Genomic DNA, 19,963 nt, shown 5'->3' with positions numbered 1-19,963 from the left:
GAGAGCAGGATGGCTGGCAAGAAAAAAATCGAGAAAGAAGGCAGCTCCTGGATTGGCGAGGTGGAGAAATACTCCCGTCAAATCTGGCTGGCTGGTTTAGGCGCTTACTCCAAGATCAGCAATGACGGCAGTAAGCTTTTTGAAACGCTGGTTAAAGATGGCGAGAAAGCCGAGAAGCAGACAAAGGTCGAAGTCGATAAACAAGTCGACTCCGCCAAAGACTCTGCCAAGGCCGCGAAGTCTCGTGTGGGTGATGTCAAAGACCTCGCGCTGGGTAAATGGAGCGAGCTGGAGGGGGCTTTCGACAAGCGTCTGAACAGCGCCATTTCGCGCCTGGGCGTGCCTAGCCGCAACGAAGTGAAGGCATTGCACAGCAAGGTTGATCTGCTGACCAAGCAAATCGAGAAGCTGACGGGTGCTTCTGTGACCCCTGTTTCAAAAGCGCCTGTTTCCAAAGCTTCGACTTCCAAGGCTGCAGCGTCCCGACCGGCCCCTAAAACCACCGCCAAGCCACTGGTGAAAGCCGCCGCGAAACCGGTCGCCAAGGCCGCCGACAAAGTTGCCGCGAAAACCGCCGCAGCCAAACCAGCAGTGAAAGCAGCAGCGGCGAAGCCCGTAGCCGCCGCTAACAAAGCTGCGACTAAAACCGCGACCAAGGCCAAGTCTGTAGCGGCCAGCAAACCGGCTGCAACGAAGAAACCTGCTGCCGCCAAGAAACCTGCTGCACCGAAAGCAGCCCCGAAGGCAGCCGCCAAACCGGCTCCGAAACCCGCCGCCACACCAGCAGCAACGCCTGCACCCGCTGCGACCAATACCGCCGCAGCACCGGCATCGGCTACGCCGTCGACACCGGCCAGTCAGTCCTGATTCAAGGGCTGTAACGCGAAAGCCCGATCTGCGAAAGCAGGTCGGGCTTTTTTGTGCCAGAGACTCAGCATCATTAAGTTGCGAACGCAGGCCCTGTAGGAGCTCACCGAGGTGACGAGGCCAGCGATGGCGGAGCATCAGACACACCGCCATCGCTGGCCTCGTCACCTCGGTGAGCTCCTACAAAGACCGGTTCGGCTACTCCTCCAGATAATGCCTCGCCAATTGCTGCGCCGCATGCCGTGAGCCCGGCGTCAGGTGTGGTGCGACGAGCATCATGATCTGGTAGACCACGACCCGTACTTCAGCTTCACGCCCCAGAATCCGTTGGTAATCCAGCGAGAACAGCAGGGTCATGGTGATTTGCTCCACCAACTGCCCCAGGGCCTGGGTGTCACTGACGACCTGACCTTCCGCCTTCAGACGCGCCAGCAGCGACGCCAGCGTGCGTTTTAGGCTATTGAGCAGGTTGCGAATGCCGCGAGCCAGTTTGGGTAAGCGACCCGCCAGGTTGGACAGGTCTTGAAACAGGAAGCGATAGTCAGCCAGCCGCTCAACGATCAAGTGCAGGAACAGCCAGTAATCTTCGGCGGCCAGTTGCGCGTCTTCGGGCGGGTTCAGCAGGGGCGAAAGCTCTGCCTGGAAACGCTCGAACAGGCCGAGCACCAAAGGCTCCTTGCCGTGGAAATGGTAGTAAAGATTGCCGGGGCTGATGCCCAGTTCATTGGCAATTTCCAGCGTTGAGACATTAGGTTCGCCCTGTTGATTGAACAACGTCAGGGCGCATTCAAGGATTCGGTCGCGGGTTTTCATCCAGTCTTCTTGTAGGCAGATAATTTCGAAGGGAAATGTGTGCACCTGTAGGAGCTGCCGAAGGCTGCGAATCGGGTATTCATGACACACCGCTTTCGCAGCCTTCGGCAGCTCCTACAAGGGATCAGTGCCGAGCGCTTTACCGAACATGCACATAAGTCCCCGGCGCGGCCTCCATCGCCGGATGAGTCGCGTTGCCCAGTGTCATCAGGGTTTCGCGCTGGGTGCCCGATCGGGCTTGTATCCATTCCAGCCAGGCGGGCCACCAACTGCCTTCATGATTCTTGGCGTCGTAATACCAGGCGCGAGGGTCGCTGCTGAGTTTGCCGTTTTCGACGTAGTTGGCTTTGGGGTTACCCGGCGGGTTGAGAATGCTTTGCACGTGACCGCTGTTGGACAGCAGAAAGCGCCGGTCGCCGCCCAGCAGCAGGGTCGAACGATAGACCGCGTCCCATGGGGTGATGTGGTCGTTGATGCCAGCCACATTGAAGCTGTCCACGGTCACCTTCTGCAGATCGATAGGTGTGCCGCAGACTTCCAGTCCGCCAGGATGCGTCAGCGGATTGTGCTTGAAGAAGTCCAGCAGATCGCCGTGCAGCGCGGCGGGCAGTCGGGTGCTGTCGTTGTTCCAGTACAGGATGTCGAACGCGGGCGGGGCCTTGCCCAGCAGGTAATTGTTGATCCAGTAACTCCAGATCAAATCATTCGGGCGCATCCAGGCGAAGATTTTCGCCATGTCCCGACCGTCCAGCACGCCTTGCTGATACGAGCGACGCTTGGCGGCCTCAAGGGTTGTTTCGTCGATGAACAATGTCGCGGCGCTGTCTATCTGGCTATCCAGCAGGCTGACCATGTAAGTTGCGCTGGCGACTTTGCGCAGTTGCCGCTTCGCCTGCAAATGCCCTTGCAGCGCGGCGATGGTCAGCCCACCTGCACAGGCACCGACCAGATTCACGTCCTTGGCGCCAGTGATGGACCTGCATGCCGCCATCGCTTCTTCGGTGGCTTGAACGTAGGTGGACAACCCCCATTCACGGTGCCGGACATCCGGATTTCGCCAACTGATCATGAAGGTCTGCAAGCCGTTCTTCAGGCAGTACTGGACGAAGCTGTTGGCAGGGCTCAGGTCAAAAATATAGAACTTGTTGATTTGCGGCGGCACGATCAATAACGGCCTGGCGTACTGTTTTTCGCTCATCGGCTTGTACTGGATCAGTTCCAGCAGCTCGTTGCGAAACACCACAGAGCCTTGGGTGGCCGCCACTGTGCGACCCACTTCGAAGGCGTCTTTGGTGGTCTGTCGCGGCAAGCCGTTGTTGTGCAGCAGGTCGTCGAACATATGGCCAATGCCCTTGACCACGCTGTTACCGCCGCTGTTGAACAGCTCTTTGACGGCCATGGGGTTGAGCAGGGTGTTGGACGGTGAAAGGGCATCGTTGAGCAGCGAGAAAATGAAGTGCGCCCGGTCGCGATCATCCTTGGACAGGTCGGTCTCATCGATCCAGTGTTTGACCTGATGCTGCCACGCCAGATACGTCTGCAAGCCGCGACGATACAGCGGGTTGAGCGTCCAGGTCGGGTCTGCGAAGCGGGTATCGCGCGCAGGTAGCTGATAAGGCGTTTCACCGAGTAATACGACACGGCTGACTTGCTTGCCGAGGGCCAGGGCATGGCGGGCGCTGCGCAATGGATGCTGCAGGCCTTGTGCTGCAACCTTGCGTAACGTTGAAAGCAAGTCCTGGCCGCGCAGGCCGGTGATCGCACTTTGTGCATTGATGTAAGTCGCCGGGGTGATCTCGGCGCTTTTTGCTGATCGTTCTCGCATGGGGGCAACACTCCTTCGTCGTGCCATCGACCGATACATCTATGCAGACGCATGCTCCTCGGGGCATGCGTCGTTCTGCGCCGAACAACTTCCATTCAAACGGCGCAGTCAATGAAGCGTCTTTGCTATGTCGGGAATCCTTTTGCGCTTGTGATAATCAGCGTGCGCTGGGTGTCGGATGCGGATGCATGACGGCGCGCTGACGTTCCTGCTGGAGGAATTTCATGATGATGGGCGCCACTGCTTCGGCTCGGGTGATCAAGAACAAATGACCGTCATCGATTATGTGTAGCTGGGCGTTGGGGATCCGCCAAGCCAGCAGGCGCATATTTATCAGCGGGATCAGCGGATCGTCGTCGCCGGCCAGCACCAATGTAGGCTGATGGATCTTGTGCAGCCAGTGAATACTGGTCCAGCCCATGCCTGCGAACAGTTGCCAGTAATAACCCAGCTTGCCGGACGAACGGACTTTTGCCGCATGACTGGCGGCCAGGTAGGGATCCCGCCGAAATGCGCCGCCGTAGATTTCCGGGGCAATGCGGATCACATGGGACGGCTGGATATAACGCCGCGGGCTCGCCATCAGCCAGAGCACGCGCGGTTTGCCAGGCACCATCACTGCGCCGGCCGCTGTCGCCGCCAGCACCAGTTTTTTGCAGCGCTCGGGATAGTCGTAGGCGAACTGTTGAGCCAGCGCGCCACCCCATGAAACGCCTATGGCGTTGACCTGCCCATAGTCCAGATAGTCGAGCATGCGCGCCGCCAGTTTAGCCAGACCGGGAAACCGGTACGGGCGACTGGGCGTCGAGGAGCCGCCGACGCCGGGCACATCAAAAGCGATGACCTCCAGGTCCGGGTCCAGCGCATCAACGAACGGGAACACCAGCTCGAGGTTGGCGCCAATACCATTGAAAATCAGCAGGGGAGTCAGGTGACTCTTGCCAGGGCGTACAGCGGTTCGGATGCTGTGGCCATCCAGATCGATAGTGCGAAAAATAAACGGTTGCGGCATGCGCGAAGCCCTGTGGGTTAAACCGCTGGGAAAGCCGTCCTGCGCTTTGGCCTGCTGTTATCAAAGTGTTGAATTGGAATGAGATCCCTGTGGGAGCGGTGCTCGCCCGCGATAAGAGCGACGCGATCTAAAATGAACCGCGTCCCAGCATTATCGCGGGCAAGCACCGCTCCCACAGGTCCAATGTCCGTCTAAAGATAGCGATATGTCTCCAATCTTTGTAACGGCCATCGGCAACCATTCCTGACTCCACCCGTCGCATCAAACCTTAGCGTTCATGCACATAAGTCCCTGGCGATGCTTCTGCGGGCGCAAAGGTCTTGTTGCCCAGGCTCGCAGGAGACTTCTTCATCTTTCCAGATCTCTCACTCAGCCAGTTCTGCCAGTGCAGCCACCAGGAGTCGGTGTGCTTGGTGCCGTTTTCCTGCCAGGCCTTTGGATCAACCGGCATCTCGCTGTTGGTCATGTAGCGTGCCTTGGGGTTGCCGGGCGGGTTGAGAATGCTCTGGATATGGCCGCTGCTGGACAGAACAAATTCAGTCTTTCCGCCGAACAGTCGTGCGGATTTGTAACAGGAGCCCCACGGCGTGATGTGATCGTTGGTCCCAGCCAGGCAAAACACATCGCTGGTGACCTGCTTCAGATCGATAGGCGTACCGCACACTTCAAGGGCATTGGGGCGGATCAGCGGATTATTCTTGAACATCTCAATCAGGTCGCCATGGAAGGCGGCGGGCAGGCGAGTGGTGTCGTTGTTCCAGAACAGGATGTCGAACACCGGGGGTTCGTTACCCAGCAGGTAATTGTTGACCCAGTAATTCCAGATCAGATCGTTGGGGCGCATCCAGGCGAATACTTTCGCCATGTCGCTGCCCTCCAGCACGCCTGCCTGGTAGGAATGGCGTTTGGCCGATTCCAGAGTCTGCTCGTCGACGAACAACGCGACGTCGGTGTCCAGAGTCGTATCGAGGACGCTGACCAGCAAGGTCAGGGCGTTGACCTTCTGATCGCCCAGCGCCGCGTAATGTCCCAGCAACGCGGTGCAAGTGATGCCGCCGGAGCAGGCACCGAGCATGTTGATGTCTTTGCTGCCGGTGATGGCCGTGACCACATCGACTGCTTCCTTGAGCGCGTCAATGTAAGTCGACAGGCCCCATTCACGCTGCGCCTTGGTCGGGTTACGCCAACTGATAATGAACGTCTGCACGTTACTGCGCAGGCAGAAACGCGCCAGGCTTTTTTCCGGGCTCAGGTCGAATACGTAGAATTTGTTGATTTGCGGCGGCACCACCAGCAGCGGCCGTTCATGCACTTGCTCGGTGATGGGCTTGTACTGAATCAGCTCCAGCACGTCGTTGCGAAACACCACCGAGCCTTCGCTGGTGCCCAGACTCTTGCCGACTTCGAAGGCGTCCATGTTGACCTGGCTGGGCATGCCGCCGTTATGCACCAAGTCCTTGGCGAGATGAGACAGGCCGTCGAGAATGCTTTTGCCGCCGGTCTCGAAGAAACGCTTGATCGCGGCCGGATTGGCGGCGGTGTTGGTGGGTGACATGGCTTCGGTCATCAGGTTGATGACGAAGTGCCCACGACTGATTTCCTGGGGAGAGAGATTGCTGTCGCCGATCCAGTCATGCAGCTCCTTGCGCCACGCGAGGTAGGACTGCAGATAGCGACGGTAAACCGGGTTCTGACTCCAGGCTGGATCGTTGAAGCGTCTGTCTTCCGGGGCTGGCTGGAGCGCTGATTTGCCCAGCAGCACGTTTTTGAGCTCAACGCCCAGACTGGCGACGTGCTTTGCACTGTGAAAGGGTTGTTTCAGGGCCTGACGCAGGACCATGCGGGCAGTGGTCAGCAAGTCCTTGCGTCGCAGACCCACGACCGGGTTCAAACCCAGTGTGTGTTCCGAGGCTTGTTGCTGCAGGTCATCGTTGTTTCTGCTACTCATTCACGACGCTCCATTGTCCTGATGTGAGTACCGCTTCCCTGTGAATCAGTGACACAGGCGATTGCCGGTACTACTGCTCGGGTGACCGATGATGGCTAAACCGCTTGTCCCTTATCCCTTAAGAGGTGGCCGTCGCGTGGACGCGTGAATAATCGCGCGCCTGGCGACGACTTCTTTGCAAACCTTTCGACTGCATTCGAGGATGCAGGGAACTTGCCAAAACCATTGGTTACGCGAGATTGCAAAAAATCGCAAGCAGCACCATTCATTGGCCGCTGCGCGGCACATTCAAGCAAAAGGAATTAGAAAGCGCGTCCTAAAACGCCGGGCGGCTCTAGGCCGAGGGTTAGAGCATCAGCCGAATGACTTGCTCGGAAGGGTCGCGGGATTTGCCTGCGTTTTTCAGCTCAAGCAAATAGTCGTTCCACAAATCGTCCTGACGTTGCGCCAGTTCGTAGAGGTATTCCCAGGTGAACAATCCGCTGTCATGACCATCGTCGAAGGTCAATTTCAGTGCGTATTGGCCCGCCGGTTCAACTTTGGTCAGGCCAACCCCCAGCTTGCCAAATTGCAGGATCGGCTTGCCGTGGCCCTGAACCTCCGCAGACGGCGAGTGCACCCGGAGGAATTCTGCAGGCAGGTGATATTCCTCGTTCGGCCCGTACTTGAGGGTCAGGGTTTTCGAGGCTTTGTGGAGCTGGATGGCGGTTGGGAGTTTGGGCATGGGTACAATCCCTGTGGGAAATACAACGTATCTGTAGGAGCTCACGAGCACCCCGAGGCAGCGATAGCGGTCTATCTGACACACCGCCATCGCTGCCTCGCGGTGCTCGTGAGCTCCTACAGTAACTGCATTTCAGTTAAAGGATATACCGCGACAGATCCTCATCCTTGGCCAGTTCGCCAAGATGACTGTTCACGTATTCTGCATCGATGCGGATCGGCGCTGCATCCGGATCCGTCGCCAGATCACCGGCGCTGAACGACACTTCCTCAAGCAGACGCTCAAGCAAGGTGTGCAAGCGACGCGCACCAATGTTTTCGGTCTTCTCGTTGACCTGCCAGGCAATCTCGGCGAGACGCTTGATGCCGTCGGCTTCGAACGCGATGTTCAAGCCTTCGGTCTTCAGCAGTGCGCAGTATTGCTCGGTCAGGGACGCATGGGGTTCGCTGAGAATACGCTCGAAGTCCTGCGGTGACAGTGCCTTGAGTTCAACGCGGATCGGCAGACGGCCTTGCAGTTCAGGCACCAGATCGCTCGGCTTGCTCAAGTGGAAAGCGCCGGACGCAATGAACAGGATGTGGTCAGTCTTGACCATGCCCAGCTTGGTGTTGACCGTGCAGCCTTCGATCAGCGGCAGCAGGTCGCGCTGTACGCCTTCGCGGGATACATCGGCACCGCCCACATTGCCGCGCTTGGCGACCTTGTCGATTTCGTCAATGAACACGATGCCGTGTTGCTCAACGGCTTCCAGCGCTTTGGCCTTGAGTTCTTCCTCGTTGACGAGGCGGCCGGCTTCTTCTTCGCGCACCAGCTTGAACGCTTCCTTGACCTTGAGCTTGCGGCTCTTTTTCTTGCCCTTGCCCATGTTGGCAAACAGGCTCTGCAGCTGGTTGGTCATTTCTTCCATGCCAGGTGGCGCGGAAATATCGACGCCAACGGCTTCGTTGATTTCGATCTCGATTTCCTTGTCGTCCAGCTGACCTTCACGCAGACGTTTGCGGAACAGCTGACGGGTGTTGGAATCGTTGCTCGGCGCGGCTTCTTCCTGAAAACCCGTACGGGCAGGAGGCAGCAGGGCGTCGAGGATACGGTCTTCAGCCGCGTCTTCGGCGCGATGGCGAACCTTGATGATTTCCTGTTCGCGCAGCAGCTTGATCGCCGCGTCAGCCAGATCGCGAATGATCGACTCAACGTCGCGGCCGACATAGCCGACTTCGGTGAACTTGGTCGCTTCGACCTTGATGAACGGCGCGTTAGCCAGCTTGGCCAGACGACGGGCGATCTCGGTTTTACCGACACCGGTCGGGCCGATCATCAGGATGTTCTTGGGCGTGACTTCAACGCGCAGTTCTTCCGGCAGTTGCATCCGGCGCCAGCGGTTACGCAGGGCGATGGCTACAGCGCGCTTGGCATCGTCCTGGCCGATGATATGGCGGTTCAGTTCATGGACAATTTCACGGGGAGTCATTGACATGGTATTTGGCGGTCCTCCAGCTGATTCAAGGTCGATATGGCCGCCGATTGCAGCGGCCATATTGAGGCTTATTCAGCGAGGTCCTGCTCCTCAATGGTGATGTTGTGGTTGGTGAACACGCAGATATCGCCAGCGATATGCAATGCGGTTTCGGCAATTTCACGCGCCGACAGGTCGGTTTTTTGCAGCAGGGCGCGGGCAGCAGCCTGGGCGAAAGCACCGCCGGAACCCATGGCGATCAGACCATCTTCGGGTTCAACGACGTCGCCGTTGCCGGTGATGATCAACGAAGCATCTTTATTGGCGACGGCCAGCATGGCCTCCAGACGGCTCAGGGAGCGGTCGGTCCGCCAGTCTTTGGCGAGTTCAACGGCGGCACGCACCAGATGACCTTGGTGCTTTTCAAGTTGCCCTTCAAAACGTTCGAAAAGAGTGAACGCGTCGGCCGTAGCGCCAGCGAAACCGGCAATCACTTCGCCGTGATACAGGCGACGCACTTTCTTGGCGTTGCCTTTCATGACGGTGTTGCCCAGAGAAACCTGGCCGTCGCCAGCCATGACGACTTTGCCGTGGCGGCGAACTGAAACGATGGTGGTCAAGGGAGAGTCTCCACACAGCGGGGCGAAAATGCCCTGGTGAAAACTCATATGGGGGTGTGGAAGGGGATTTCAACCACGGGGGATGAGTGGTTGGGCATTGCCGGTAGGAGCGCGCTTGCCCGCGATAAGGGCCGAAGGACCTTCAAACAATAGTGGGCCTCACTATTTCTACGACTGCTTCGCAGCCGATCGCGGGCAAGCGCGCTCCTACCAATTGGGTAATTATTTACTACGTTGCTGCAACAGCAAGTTACTAAAACCACCGCCCGCCAGTTGCTTCTGGGCAACGGTCAGTTGCTCACGGTTGCTGAACGGGCCGACCAGTACGCGGTACCAGGTTTCCTCTTTGACGGTGCCGGATTCAACAGCGGCGGTCTGGCCGAGCAGAATGATCTGCGCACGCACCTTGTCGGCGTCTTCTTTTTTGCGGAACGAGCCCGCTTGCAGGAAGAACTGCGTCACTGCAGCCGGTTTGACCACGGGCGGGGCCGGTGGCGGCGTCAGGCCGCTAAGTGCCGCTTGTGCGCGTGCGGTATCAATCTTCGCTGCCTGTTCAGGCGTGACCGGCGCAACCACAGGTGGTGGAGTTTTCTCAGGCACGGCCTCGTTAGGCACGATGACTTCCGATTCCGGCAGCAGCGTGTAGAAGTCGTACTTGGGCTTCACCGGTGCTGTCGGGCTCGGCGGCGTCTTGTTCGCTTCGGCGATTTTCGCCGCCTTGGCATCCGCCCGGACCCGCTTGATGTCATCGCCACCGGGTTCGAGCTTCATCAGGAAGACGACAAATGCACCGACGCTGAGGCCGATCGCCAGCCACAGCCATCCAGGAATCGGCTTCTTCGCGGGTGCCTGATAACGGCTGGCGCCGCGCTTGGGAGCAGGTTTCTTTTTCGCGGCAGCCAACTTACATACGCTCCAGTGTTTCCAGACCCAACAGTTGCAGGCCTTGCTTGAGGGTGCGGCCAGTCAATGCAGCAAGGCGCAAACGGCTCTGCTGTTGTTCGGCATTATCGGCAGCCAGGATAGGGCAGTTCTCGTAGAAGCTGGAGAACAACCCCGCGAGGTCGTAGAGGTAAGCGCACAGAACGTGAGGCGTGCCCTTTTCGGAGACGTTGTTGAGGATTTCCCCAAACTGCGCCAGGCGTGCAGCCAGCTCCTGCTCCTGTGGCGCCTCAAGGACGATCTGGCCCTTGCTGGCATCAAACGGCGTACCAAGTTTACGGAACACACCCGCAACCCGTGTGTACGCATACAGCAGATAAGGCGCGGTATTGCCTTCGAAGCTGAGCATCTGGTCGAAGTTGAAGCTGTAATCGCTGGCCCGATGCTTGGACAGGTCGGCGTATTTCACCGCACTGATACCCACCGCCTGGGCGATGGTGCGCAGTTCGTCTTCAGGCAGCTCCGGATTCTTTTCCTTCACCAGGGTGTAGGCGCGCTCCTTGGCTTCTTCGAGCAGGTCAATCAGCTTGACCGTGCCGCCATCGCGGGTCTTGAACGGACGGCCATCGGCGCCGTTCATGGTGCCGAAGCCCATGTGTTCCAGTTGCATGCCTTCGTGAACGAAACCGGCGCGGCGCGCGACTTCGAAGACTTGCTGGAAGTGCAACGCCTGACGCTGGTCGACGAAATACAGCACACGATCAGCTTTGAGTACCTTGCTCCGGTAGCGCATAGCCGCCAGGTCGGTGGTTGCGTACAGATAGCCGCCACCGGCCTTCTGCACGATGACCGGCAGCGGGGTGTCGTCTGCGGTGCGGAATTCTTCGAGGAATACGCACTGTGCGCCGTTGCTCTCAACCAGCAGGCCGGTGGCTTTCAGATCGGCAACTACGTTAGCCAGATCGTCGTTGTAAGCACTCTCGCCCATCACGTCTGCCGGGGTCAGTTTGACGTTCAGCAGGTCGTAGACTTTCTGGCAGTGCGACAACGAGATGTCTTTGAATTTTGTCCACAGGCTCAGGCATTCAGCGTCACCGGCCTGCAGTTTTACCACCAGCCCACGGGCGCGGTCGGCGAACTCTTCGGATTCGTCAAAACGTTTTTTCGCAGCACGGTAGAAGTCTTCCAGGTCCGACAACTCGTCGCTGGTGGCTGGCTGCTCTTGCAGGTAAGCCAACAGCATGCCGAATTGCGTACCCCAGTCGCCCACGTGGTTCTGGCGGATGACCGTGTCGCCCAGAAACTCCAGAACGCTGGCAACGCCGTCGCCGATGATGGTCGAGCGCAAGTGGCCAACGTGCATTTCCTTGGCCAGGTTCGGAGCCGACAGGTCGACTACCGTGCGCTGTGCAGGGCCGTTTTTGCGGACGGACAGTTGAGCATCGGCGAGGGCGGCATCAAGACGCGCGGCCAAAGCCTGAGTGTTCTGGAAGAAATTCAGGAAGCCCGGACCGGCGATTTCCACCTTGCTGATCTGCTCGTCGGCAGGCAGTGCAGCGATCAGTTTTTCAGCCAGATCACGGGGCTTCATGCCGGCTGGCTTGGCCAGCATCATGGCGATATTGCTGGCGAAGTCGCCGTGGGTCTTGTCCTTGGCATTCTCCACCTGAATCGCTGGCGACAGGCCTTCTGGCAAGACGCCCTCGGTGACGAGTTGGCTCAGGGCTTGTTGGATCAGCTGGCGAATGGTGTCTTTCATGGTGCTCTCTTTCGACCGCAAGCGCGGCAGCGCCTGGATGCGCGGGTGGAAAAACTGGGCATTATCCGTTGCCGGAGCCACCTTGCCAACCGCGTTGGATGTGCGGTTGTAAATTACCTCCTACGCAATTCCGTAGGACCGGCTTTAGCCGGGAGAGCATTGGAACATTCGACAAATCTCCTTGGCCAGAAATACTGCCCTCCCGGCTAAAGCCAGTCCTACAAGGTCAAGAGGCTGGGAGCAAGCTTGCTGGTAGACATGGAGTTCGCCACAGAGCGTTGTTCGCAGTGTCGCTTCAATACAAATCCACCGGATCCACATCCAGCGACCACCTGACCTGCCTGCCACTCGGCATCTGTTCCAGAGCCAGCAGCCAGGAAGCAAGCAGCCGATGCAGTGGCGCTCGGGCGCTGGATTGCAGCAACAATTGGGCTCGATACCGACCGGCGCGGCGCTCCATCGGGGCCGGGACCGGGCCGAGCAGTTCGATGCCGCCCAGATTCATGTCGTTCAACAGTTGCTCGGCAACCGAGCAGGCTTCATCAAGGAACCCTTCGGCCTGACCCGGTTTATGCGCTTCGGCCCGTAACAGTGCCAGATGCGCAAAAGGCGGCAAGCCCGCCGCGCGACGTTCGCTGAGGGCTTGCTCGGCGAAGGCGAAGTAACCTTGTTCGGTGAGCTGAATCAGCAGCGGGTGATCCGCCAGATGCGTCTGGATAATCACCCGGCCTGGCTCTTCAGCTCGTCCGGCCCGCCCGGCCACCTGTACGATCAACTGCGCCATGCGCTCGCTGGCGCGGAAGTCTCCGGAAAACAGGCCGCCGTCGGCATCCAGAATCGACACCAGCGTTACACGCGGGAAATGGTGCCCTTTGGCGAGCATCTGCGTGCCCACCAGAATGCACGGCTGGCCGCGCTGGATAGTTGCGAACAGTTGATTCATCGCATCTTTGCGCGAGGTGCTGTCGCGATCAACCCGCAATACGGGGTAATCCGGAAACAGAATGGCCAGACGCTCTTCGGCGCGCTCGGTGCCTGCGCCAACCGGACGCAAATCCACCTTGCCGCAGGACGGGCACTGGCGCGGTACGCGTTCTACGTGGCCGCAGTGGTGACAGCGCAGTTCGCCGGAGCGCTGATGCACGGTCATCCGCGCATCACACCGCGGGCAGCCCGACAGCCAGCCGCAATCGTGGCAGAGCAGCGTCGGCGCAAAGCCACGTCGGTTCAGAAACACCAGTACTTGCTGACCCGCTGCGAGGGTCTGGCCGATGGCTTGTTGCATCGGTCCGGAGATACCGCTGTCCAATGGACGACTTTTGACGTCCAGACGCATGAATTTCGGTTGTTGCGCACCGCCCGCCCGCTGGTTAAGGCGCAACAGGCCGTAACGGCCGGTGTAGGCGTTGTGCAGGCTTTCCAGCGAAGGCGTGGCCGAGCCGAGCACAATGGGGATGTTTTCCTGGCGCGCGCGCACTAAAGCCAGATCCCGGGCGTGATAACGCAGGCCTTCCTGCTGTTTATAGGAGCCGTCGTGCTCTTCGTCGATGATGATCAGGCCGGGGTTTTTCATCGGCGTGAACAGCGCCGAACGGGTGCCAATAATAATGTCGGCCTCGCCATCCCGCGCTGCCAGCCAGGCATCCAGCCGATCGCGATCATTGACCGCCGAATGCAGCAAGGCGATGCGTGCATTGAAGCGCTGCTCGAAGCGCGCCAGAGTTTGCGGCCCGAGGTTGATTTCCGGGATCAGCACCAGCGCCTGTTTACCGGCTTCCAGCGTTTCGCGGATCAACTGCAAATAGACTTCGGTTTTGCCGCTGCCGGTAACGCCCGCCAGCAGAAACGCGTGAAAGCTGCCGAACCCGGCGCGAATCGCCTCGCAGGCGGCGCGTTGCTCAGTATTGAGTGGCAGTTCTGGCTGGGCCAGCCAATGCTCATGACGCGCTGAAGGGGCATGGCTGCGCACTTCAACCTGCACCAACTCTTTAGCCAGCAGCAAATTGAGGCTTTCTTTATTCAGCATCAGCTTGCTCAGCAACTGATGCGCAACACCGTGTGGATGCTGGGCGAGCGTGGTCAGTGCTTCACGCTGCTTGGGTGCCCGGGCGATGCGCGGGTCATCGACGCTGGCATTCGGCGCAACCTGCCAGAAGCGTTCCTGGCGCGATTCGGCCGGTTCGCCCTGGCGCAGCAGTACGGGCAGCGCCCAGCTCAAGGTATCGCCGAGACTGTGCTGATAATACTGAGAGGTCCACAGGCACAGTTTGAACAGCTCGGGCGGCAGGGGCGCCTGTTCATCGAGCAGGGCGATGGCGGGCTTGAGTTTGTCTGCGGGTACTTCGCTGTGATCGGCGATCTCGATCAGGATGCCGATCATCTCCCGACGGCCGAATGGCACACGCAAGCGCATGCCCGGCTGCAAGGCGCTGCGCAGCACCCCGGCGGGCGCCCGGTAGTCGAACAGGCGCCGCAGTGGCGAAGGCAGGGCAAGGCGCAGAATGGCGTCGGGCACGCGGGGTTTCCCTGTTACGGTATGTGACGGATGCGCGATCTTAGCAGACGACCGGCGTAAAGCCCCGCTTGCGTGATCTGGATTGTCTGGTAATATTCGCGGCCTATTTACGTGCGGTATTCGACAATAGTGTTGGATGGCGGCACGCTAGCCCGAGGAAGTACCGATGAAAGCTGATATCCATCCAGTTTACGAAGCCATTGACGCTACTTGCAGCTGCGGCAATGTCATCAAGACCCGTTCGACTCTCGCCAAGCCTCTGAGCCTGGACGTTTGCAACGAGTGCCACCCGTTCTACACCGGCAAGCAGAAGACTCTTGACGTTGGCGGCCGTGTTGACAAGTTCAAGTCGCGCTTCGGTGCGTTCGGTGCTACCAAAGCTCCTGCTGCTGCAGAGTAAGGTTGGCCGATCTGGAAAATCCAACGGGTTTCTCCAGGCTGCTTAAAAAGGCGTCCCTTGTGGGCGCCTTTTTTGTGGCCGCAATTTGGCTGCCTGCGGCTCAGGCTCTTTGCCCTGCGCCATCTTCGCTCCCGGTTGTTCAGGTCGAGCGTGTGGTCGATGGCGATACCCTGCGCCTCGGCGATGGCCGCAATGTGCGGCTGGTCGGTGTGAACACTCCGGAGACCGGTAAGAAAGGTCAGTCTGCCGAACCTTTTGCCGATGCGGCAAAGCGGCGCTTGCAGGCACTGGTCGCTGAAAGCGATGGTCAGATCAGCCTGCGCATTGGTGAGCAAGCCAAGGATCGTTACGGGCGTGTGCTGGCCAATGTCTACGGCCGTGACGGTGCCAATCTCGAAGCGCAGTTGCTGAGCGAAGGCCTGGGTTATCTGGTTGCGGTGTCGCCTAACGTAGCGCTGGTAGATTGTCAGCAAGCGGCTGAGCTTACTGCGCGTAAGGCTGGCCTCGGCCTGTGGCGTAATTCGCCGGTGCAATCGGCGGGTCAGATCGATAAGGGCGGTTTTGCGCTGGTCTCCGGCCAAGTCACAGGTATGCAGCGCAACGGGGGTGGCGTCTGGATTGAGCTACAGGGCTCGCTGGTGCTGCGTATCGCACCTGATCTGGTCAGCCAGTTCGATGTAAAGCAGCTGAGTCGCATGAAAGGGCAGCGCATCGAGGCGCGTGGCTGGGTCGTTGATCGCTCCCGACGGGGTGGCCTCAAGGAGGGGCAGGCACGGTGGATGATGCCCATTACCCATCCGGCGATGCTTGATACATCGACCCTCTGACACACCGATCTGTAGGGGCGCGCTTCCATCAAACAACACGCAAACTAATGGATTGGAATACATTTTCTGTAGGAGCTGCCGAAGGCTGCGAAGCGTTTATCCTGGGACACCGCGATCGCAGCCTTCGGCAGCTCCTACAAACTCTTTCCCCTGATGCAACTCCTCCGCTCTAAGCGTAAAGTCTAACTCCCCGCCTATTGACAGTAGTGACTGGCCAGTCTTGTTAGGACTTTGCATCTTGCGTATCCTCGGCGGTCCGTCTTCCCACAGTAAAAAAAGCGGAATGCCCACATGTCTGATTTGAAAACTGCCGCGCTTGAATATCACGCCAATCCTCGTCCGGGGAAACTGAGCGTAGAACTCACCAAGCCCACCGCTACTGCTCGCGACCTGGCCCTGGCTTATAGCCCTGGCGTTGCCGAGCCTGTGCGTGAAATCGCCCGTGACCCTGAGCTGGCCTACAAATACACCGGCAAAGGCAACCTGGTAGCAGTTATTTCCGATGGCACCGCGATCCTCGGCCTGGGTGATCTGGGCCCACTGGCATCCAAGCCAGTGATGGAAGGCAAGGGCGTTCTGTTCAAGCGTTTCGCCGGTATCGACGTATTCGATATCGAAGTGGATTCGGAAAGCCCACAGGCTTTCATCGATACCGTAAAACGCATCTCCATCACCTTCGGCGGTATCAACCTCGAAGACATCAAGGCACCTGAGTGCTTTGAGATCGAGAAAGCGCTGATCGAGCAATGCGACATCCCGGTTTTCCACGATGACCAGCACGGCACCGCGATTGTGACTGCGGCCGGCATGATCAACGCGCTGGAAATCGTCGGCAAGAACCTGGCTGACGCCAAGATCGTCTGCCTGGGCGCTGGCGCTGCGGCCATCTCCTGCATGAAGTTGCTGGTGAGCATGGGCGCGAAGATCGAAAACATCTTCATGATCGACCGTTCCGGCGTTATCCACTCCGGCCGTACCGATCTGAACCAGTACAAAGCGGTGTTCGCTCACGCGACTGAAAAACGCACGCTGGCTGACGCTCTTGATGGCGCAGACGTGTTCGTTGGTCTGTCCGGCCCGAACCTGCTGAGCGCTGAAGGCCTGAAGTCCATGGCCAAGGATCCGATCGTGTTCGCCTGCTCGAACCCTGATCCGGAAATCTCCCCAGAGCTGGCTCACGCTACTCGCAGCGACGTGATCATGGCGACCGGTCGTTCCGACTACCCGAACCAGGTCAACAACGTACTGGGTTTCCCGTTCATCTTCCGCGGTGCCCTGGACGTTCGCGCCAAGCGCATCAACGAAGAAATGAAGATCGCCGCGGCCAACGCCCTGCGCGAACTGGCAAAACTGCCAGTGCCTCAGGAAGTCTGCGACGCCTACGGCGGCATCAAACTGGAATTCGGTCGTGAGTACATCATCCCGAAACCAATGGACACCCGCCTGCTGGGCCTGATCGCTGATGCCGTTGCCAAGGCAGCCATCGAAAGCGGCGTTGCAACCCTGCCGTATCCAAAGCACTACCCGCTGACCAGCGTAGATGACGTTTTTAACGGCTAACGTTGTTAGCAGACCCATAAAAAAACCCGGCCATTAGCCGGGTTTTTTTATGGGGAAGTTTCAAGCTACAAGCTGCAAGCGAAAACAACGCAGCATTCCGGTTCTCCACTGCTTTTTTCTTGTAACTCGCGGCTTGAAGCCTGTAGCTGCTTGCCTAGAACAAATCGATCGGTGCTGACTCGTCCGCTGGCAACGGACTGCCCGGTGCCTGACCGCCCAGTTCGTTGACGCTTGGCGGTGTGTCTTCGCTTTTGAACAGCTCGAAGAACGCGTTAGGCGTGCTCGGTGTCGCGGCCCTGCCGCTGATCGGATCAACCCGCAGGCTCAGGATGCCATCCGGCTCGGCCTGCTGATGCGGCGGTTTGTCCTTGAGCGCAGCGCTCATGTAGTTCATCCAGATCGGCAGGGCAACGGTACCGCCAAATTCATGACGGCCCAGGCTTTCGGGTTGGTCGAAACCCGTCCAGACCGTAGTCACGTAATCGGCGTTGTAACCGGTGAACCACGCATCCTTGGATTCGTTGGTCGTACCGGTCTTGCCCGCGATATCCGGACGGTTCATCGCCAGGGCCCGGCGGCCGGTGCCGCGTTTGATCACATCCTGCAGCATGCTGTTGAGAATGTACGTAGTGCGGCCGTCCACAATGCGCGGTGCAATGGCGGGTGCTTGAGGATCTACCGGCGCAGCAGGCTGTGCTGGCCCTTCATTGGATGAGGTGATGAGCGCAGGCCCATTGGGCACCGCTACCGTGTTGGCATGTGGCGCTGGCTGATGGTCGACCGCTGGAACGCTTGGCGGGTTGGCCTCAAACAAGGTCACGCCATCGCGGCTCTCGATGTTCTGGATCAGGTACGAGTTGATCTTGTAGCCACCGTTGGCGAACGCCGACCAGCCGGTGACGATTTCCATCGGTGTCAGGGTTGCAGTGCCCAGTGCAAGCGACAGGTTGCGCGGCAGATCGCTCTTGTTGAAGCCAAAGCGTGTGATGTAGTCGATTGACGTATCGATGCCCAATTGTTGCAGCAGACGAATCGAAACCAGATTGCGCGATTTGTACAGTGCTTCACGCAAGCGGATCGGACCAAGGAACGTATTGGTGTCGTTCTTCGGACGCCAGACCTTGTCCAGATACTCATCAACAAACACGATCGGCGCATCGTTCACCAGGCTCGATGCGGTGTAGCCGTTGTCCAGCGCTGCGCTGTACAGGAACGGCTTGAAGCTGGAACCCGGTTGACGCTTGGCTTGCAGGGCCCGGTTGTAGTTGCTCTGCTCGAAAGCGAAACCACCGACCAGCGCACGAATTGCGCCATTTTGCGGGTCGAGGGATACCAGTGCACTTTGCGCGGCTGGAATCTGGCTGAACTTGAGAGAGCCATTTTCCTGACGCTGCAGGCGAACCAGGTCGCCGACATGCGCGACATCAGCAGGCCCCTTGGGATTTGCGCCCAGGCTGTTGGTGTTCAGATAAGGACGCGCCCATTTCATGCTGGCCCAATCAACAGTCTCTTCCTTTTCACCATTACGGGTCAGGACGCGAACGCCGGTCTTGTCGACCTGGGTGACGATTGCAGGCTCAAGGCCGCTGATGGTGCGTTGTTTGGTCAGCTCTTGCGCCCAGCCTTCGCGGGTCATGCCCGGGAAGCGGCTTTCAGGACCGCGGTAGCCGTGGCGCTGGTCGTATTCGATCAGGCCTTCCTGAACCGCGGTGTTGGCGTGTTCCTGAAGGTCGCTCGGTACTGTGGTGGTGACACGGAAGCCTTCTGTATAGGCATCGCTGCCATAACGGCCGACCATTTCGGCCCGTGCCATTTCTGCAATATAAGGTGCGTTAACTTCAGGTGTAGGCACGTGATAGCTGGCGTTGAGTGGTTCGCTGAGCGCGGCCTGATAGGCGCTTTGGTCGATCTTGCCCAGCTTGTACATGCGGCCCAGAATCCAGTCGCGACGTTCTTTGGCGCGTGTCGGGTTGGCCAGCGGGTTGAAACGCGAAGGGGCTTTCGGCAGGCCGGCGATCATGGCCATTTGTGCAAGGCTTACGTCGCGAATCGATTTGCCGTAATAGACTTGCGCCGCGGCTTCGATTCCGTAGGCCCGGTTACCCAGATAGATCTTGTTGACGTACAGCTCGAGAATTTCATCTTTGGTCAGTTGGCGCTCAATTTGCAGTGCAAGAAGGATCTCGGTGGTTTTACGCGAAAAACTGCGCTCACTCGTCAGAAAATAGTTCTTTGCCACCTGCATGGTGATGGTGCTGCCGCCCGACTGGATGTGGCCGCTTTTGACCAGTTGTGACGCCGCACGCATCAGGCTGCCAGGGTCGACGCCGTAGTGGTTGGCGAAATTGTCATCTTCGGCCGAGAGCAATGCGTTGATGAAATTCGGCGGGATTTCGGCAAAGCGGATCGGGGTACGGCGCATCTCGCCAAACTCCGCAATCAACTTGCCGTCGCTGCTGTAGACGCGCAGCGGGATTTGCAGCTGGATGCTGCGCAAGGCTTCGACAGACGGCAGGTTCGGGCTCAGATAAAGAAAGGCACCGCTGAGGCCGAGCAACAGCGCACAGAATACGGCGACGAGAGACCACCAGAAAAACTTCAGCAGGCGTATCAAGGCTTTTTGATTTCCAGAATAAAAAGAATGAGTTAAGCGCAGGCACTAACAAATAGACACGCCTTGAAGCTTGGTTATACGAAAAAAGCGCTGGGCATTATAAGCATTTTTCGTCTCCTAGCGTTATTTGCGCTACTGTCAGGA

Annotated in this window: 15 protein-coding genes; 4 read left to right on the top strand and 11 right to left on the bottom strand. The window is 58.6% G+C overall.

The annotated features are described in order from the left end of the window. Window positions 1-9: 9 nt before the first annotated feature. Entirely contained in the window at window positions 10-867 is an 858-nt protein-coding gene (locus CKW31_RS01065) for a phasin family protein (protein WP_095092499.1), read from the top strand. A gap of 198 nt (window positions 868-1,065) precedes the next feature. On the opposite strand, the gene CKW31_RS01060 is transcribed toward CKW31_RS01065, so the two are convergent. The 10 genes from CKW31_RS01060 to CKW31_RS01015 all read right to left on the bottom strand — a co-directional run bounded on the left by CKW31_RS01060 (window position 1,066) and on the right by CKW31_RS01015 (window position 14,418). Further along, window positions 1,066-1,680, bottom strand: coding sequence for a TetR/AcrR family transcriptional regulator (locus CKW31_RS01060; RefSeq protein WP_095092498.1), 615 nt, complete (start codon window positions 1,678-1,680; stop codon window positions 1,066-1,068). 139 nt (window positions 1,681-1,819) lie between these two features. Further along, the gene (gene phaC, locus CKW31_RS01055; RefSeq protein ID WP_095092497.1) at window positions 1,820-3,505 is read right to left on the bottom strand and encodes a class II poly(R)-hydroxyalkanoic acid synthase; all 1,686 of its coding nucleotides are present in this window, start codon (window positions 3,503-3,505) and stop codon (window positions 1,820-1,822) included. Between the two features lie 157 nt (window positions 3,506-3,662). Further along, window positions 3,663-4,517 (bottom strand): poly(3-hydroxyalkanoate) depolymerase, encoded by an 855-nt coding sequence (gene phaZ / locus CKW31_RS01050; protein ID WP_095092496.1) that lies wholly within the window; start codon window positions 4,515-4,517, stop codon window positions 3,663-3,665. 268 nt (window positions 4,518-4,785) lie between these two features. Continuing rightward, window positions 4,786-6,465: a class II poly(R)-hydroxyalkanoic acid synthase gene (gene phaC / locus CKW31_RS01045; protein WP_095092495.1), complete on the bottom strand. Its 1,680-nt coding sequence runs from the start codon at window positions 6,463-6,465 to the stop codon at window positions 4,786-4,788. A gap of 346 nt (window positions 6,466-6,811) precedes the next feature. Continuing rightward, window positions 6,812-7,189, bottom strand: coding sequence for a gamma-butyrobetaine hydroxylase-like domain-containing protein (locus CKW31_RS01040; RefSeq protein WP_087274399.1), 378 nt, complete (start codon window positions 7,187-7,189; stop codon window positions 6,812-6,814). A 136-nt stretch (window positions 7,190-7,325) separates the two neighbouring features. After that, complete coding sequence (hslU, locus tag CKW31_RS01035; RefSeq protein ID WP_027901993.1) at window positions 7,326-8,663, bottom strand: HslU--HslV peptidase ATPase subunit; 1,338 nt, start codon at window positions 8,661-8,663, stop codon at window positions 7,326-7,328. Between the two features lie 68 nt (window positions 8,664-8,731). Continuing rightward, window positions 8,732-9,262 carry an ATP-dependent protease subunit HslV gene (gene hslV / locus CKW31_RS01030; RefSeq protein ID WP_027901992.1) on the bottom strand — a complete coding sequence of 177 codons (531 nt, stop codon included), beginning with the start codon at window positions 9,260-9,262 and terminating at the stop codon, window positions 8,732-8,734. A gap of 222 nt (window positions 9,263-9,484) precedes the next feature. Continuing rightward, window positions 9,485-10,165 carry an SPOR domain-containing protein gene (locus CKW31_RS01025; RefSeq protein ID WP_095092494.1) on the bottom strand — a complete coding sequence of 227 codons (681 nt, stop codon included), beginning with the start codon at window positions 10,163-10,165 and terminating at the stop codon, window positions 9,485-9,487. 1 nt (window position 10,166) lies between these two features. Next, a complete protein-coding gene (gene argS, locus CKW31_RS01020; RefSeq protein WP_095092493.1) occupies window positions 10,167-11,903 on the bottom strand; it encodes an arginine--tRNA ligase in 1,737 nt (578 codons plus the stop codon). A gap of 295 nt (window positions 11,904-12,198) precedes the next feature. Continuing rightward, a complete protein-coding gene (locus CKW31_RS01015; protein WP_095092492.1) occupies window positions 12,199-14,418 on the bottom strand; it encodes a primosomal protein N' in 2,220 nt (739 codons plus the stop codon). Between the two features lie 166 nt (window positions 14,419-14,584). Here CKW31_RS01015 and rpmE point away from each other — a divergent pair, with 166 nt between their 5' ends. From rpmE to CKW31_RS01000, 3 genes are all read left to right on the top strand, one after another. Beyond that, entirely contained in the window at window positions 14,585-14,818 is a 234-nt protein-coding gene (gene rpmE, locus CKW31_RS01010) for a 50S ribosomal protein L31 (protein ID WP_020293533.1), read from the top strand. Between the two features lie 2 nt (window positions 14,819-14,820). After that, a complete protein-coding gene (locus CKW31_RS01005) occupies window positions 14,821-15,645 on the top strand; it encodes a thermonuclease family protein (RefSeq protein ID WP_256582455.1) in 825 nt (274 codons plus the stop codon). Window positions 15,646-15,936: 291 nt separating this feature from the next. Beyond that, window positions 15,937-17,205 (top strand): malic enzyme-like NAD(P)-binding protein, encoded by a 1,269-nt coding sequence (locus CKW31_RS01000; RefSeq protein WP_027901987.1) that lies wholly within the window; start codon window positions 15,937-15,939, stop codon window positions 17,203-17,205. 154 nt (window positions 17,206-17,359) lie between these two features. On the opposite strand, the gene CKW31_RS00995 is transcribed toward CKW31_RS01000, so the two are convergent. Continuing rightward, a complete protein-coding gene (locus CKW31_RS00995) occupies window positions 17,360-19,816 on the bottom strand; it encodes a penicillin-binding protein 1A (protein ID WP_371856671.1) in 2,457 nt (818 codons plus the stop codon). Window positions 19,817-19,963: the final 147 nt, after the last annotated feature.

The organism is Pseudomonas sp. Irchel 3A5, assembly GCF_900187575.1.
GTDB classification, from domain to species: Bacteria; Pseudomonadota; Gammaproteobacteria; order Pseudomonadales; family Pseudomonadaceae; genus Aquipseudomonas; species Aquipseudomonas folii.
This window is presented reverse-complemented; position numbering and strand designations above follow the sequence as displayed.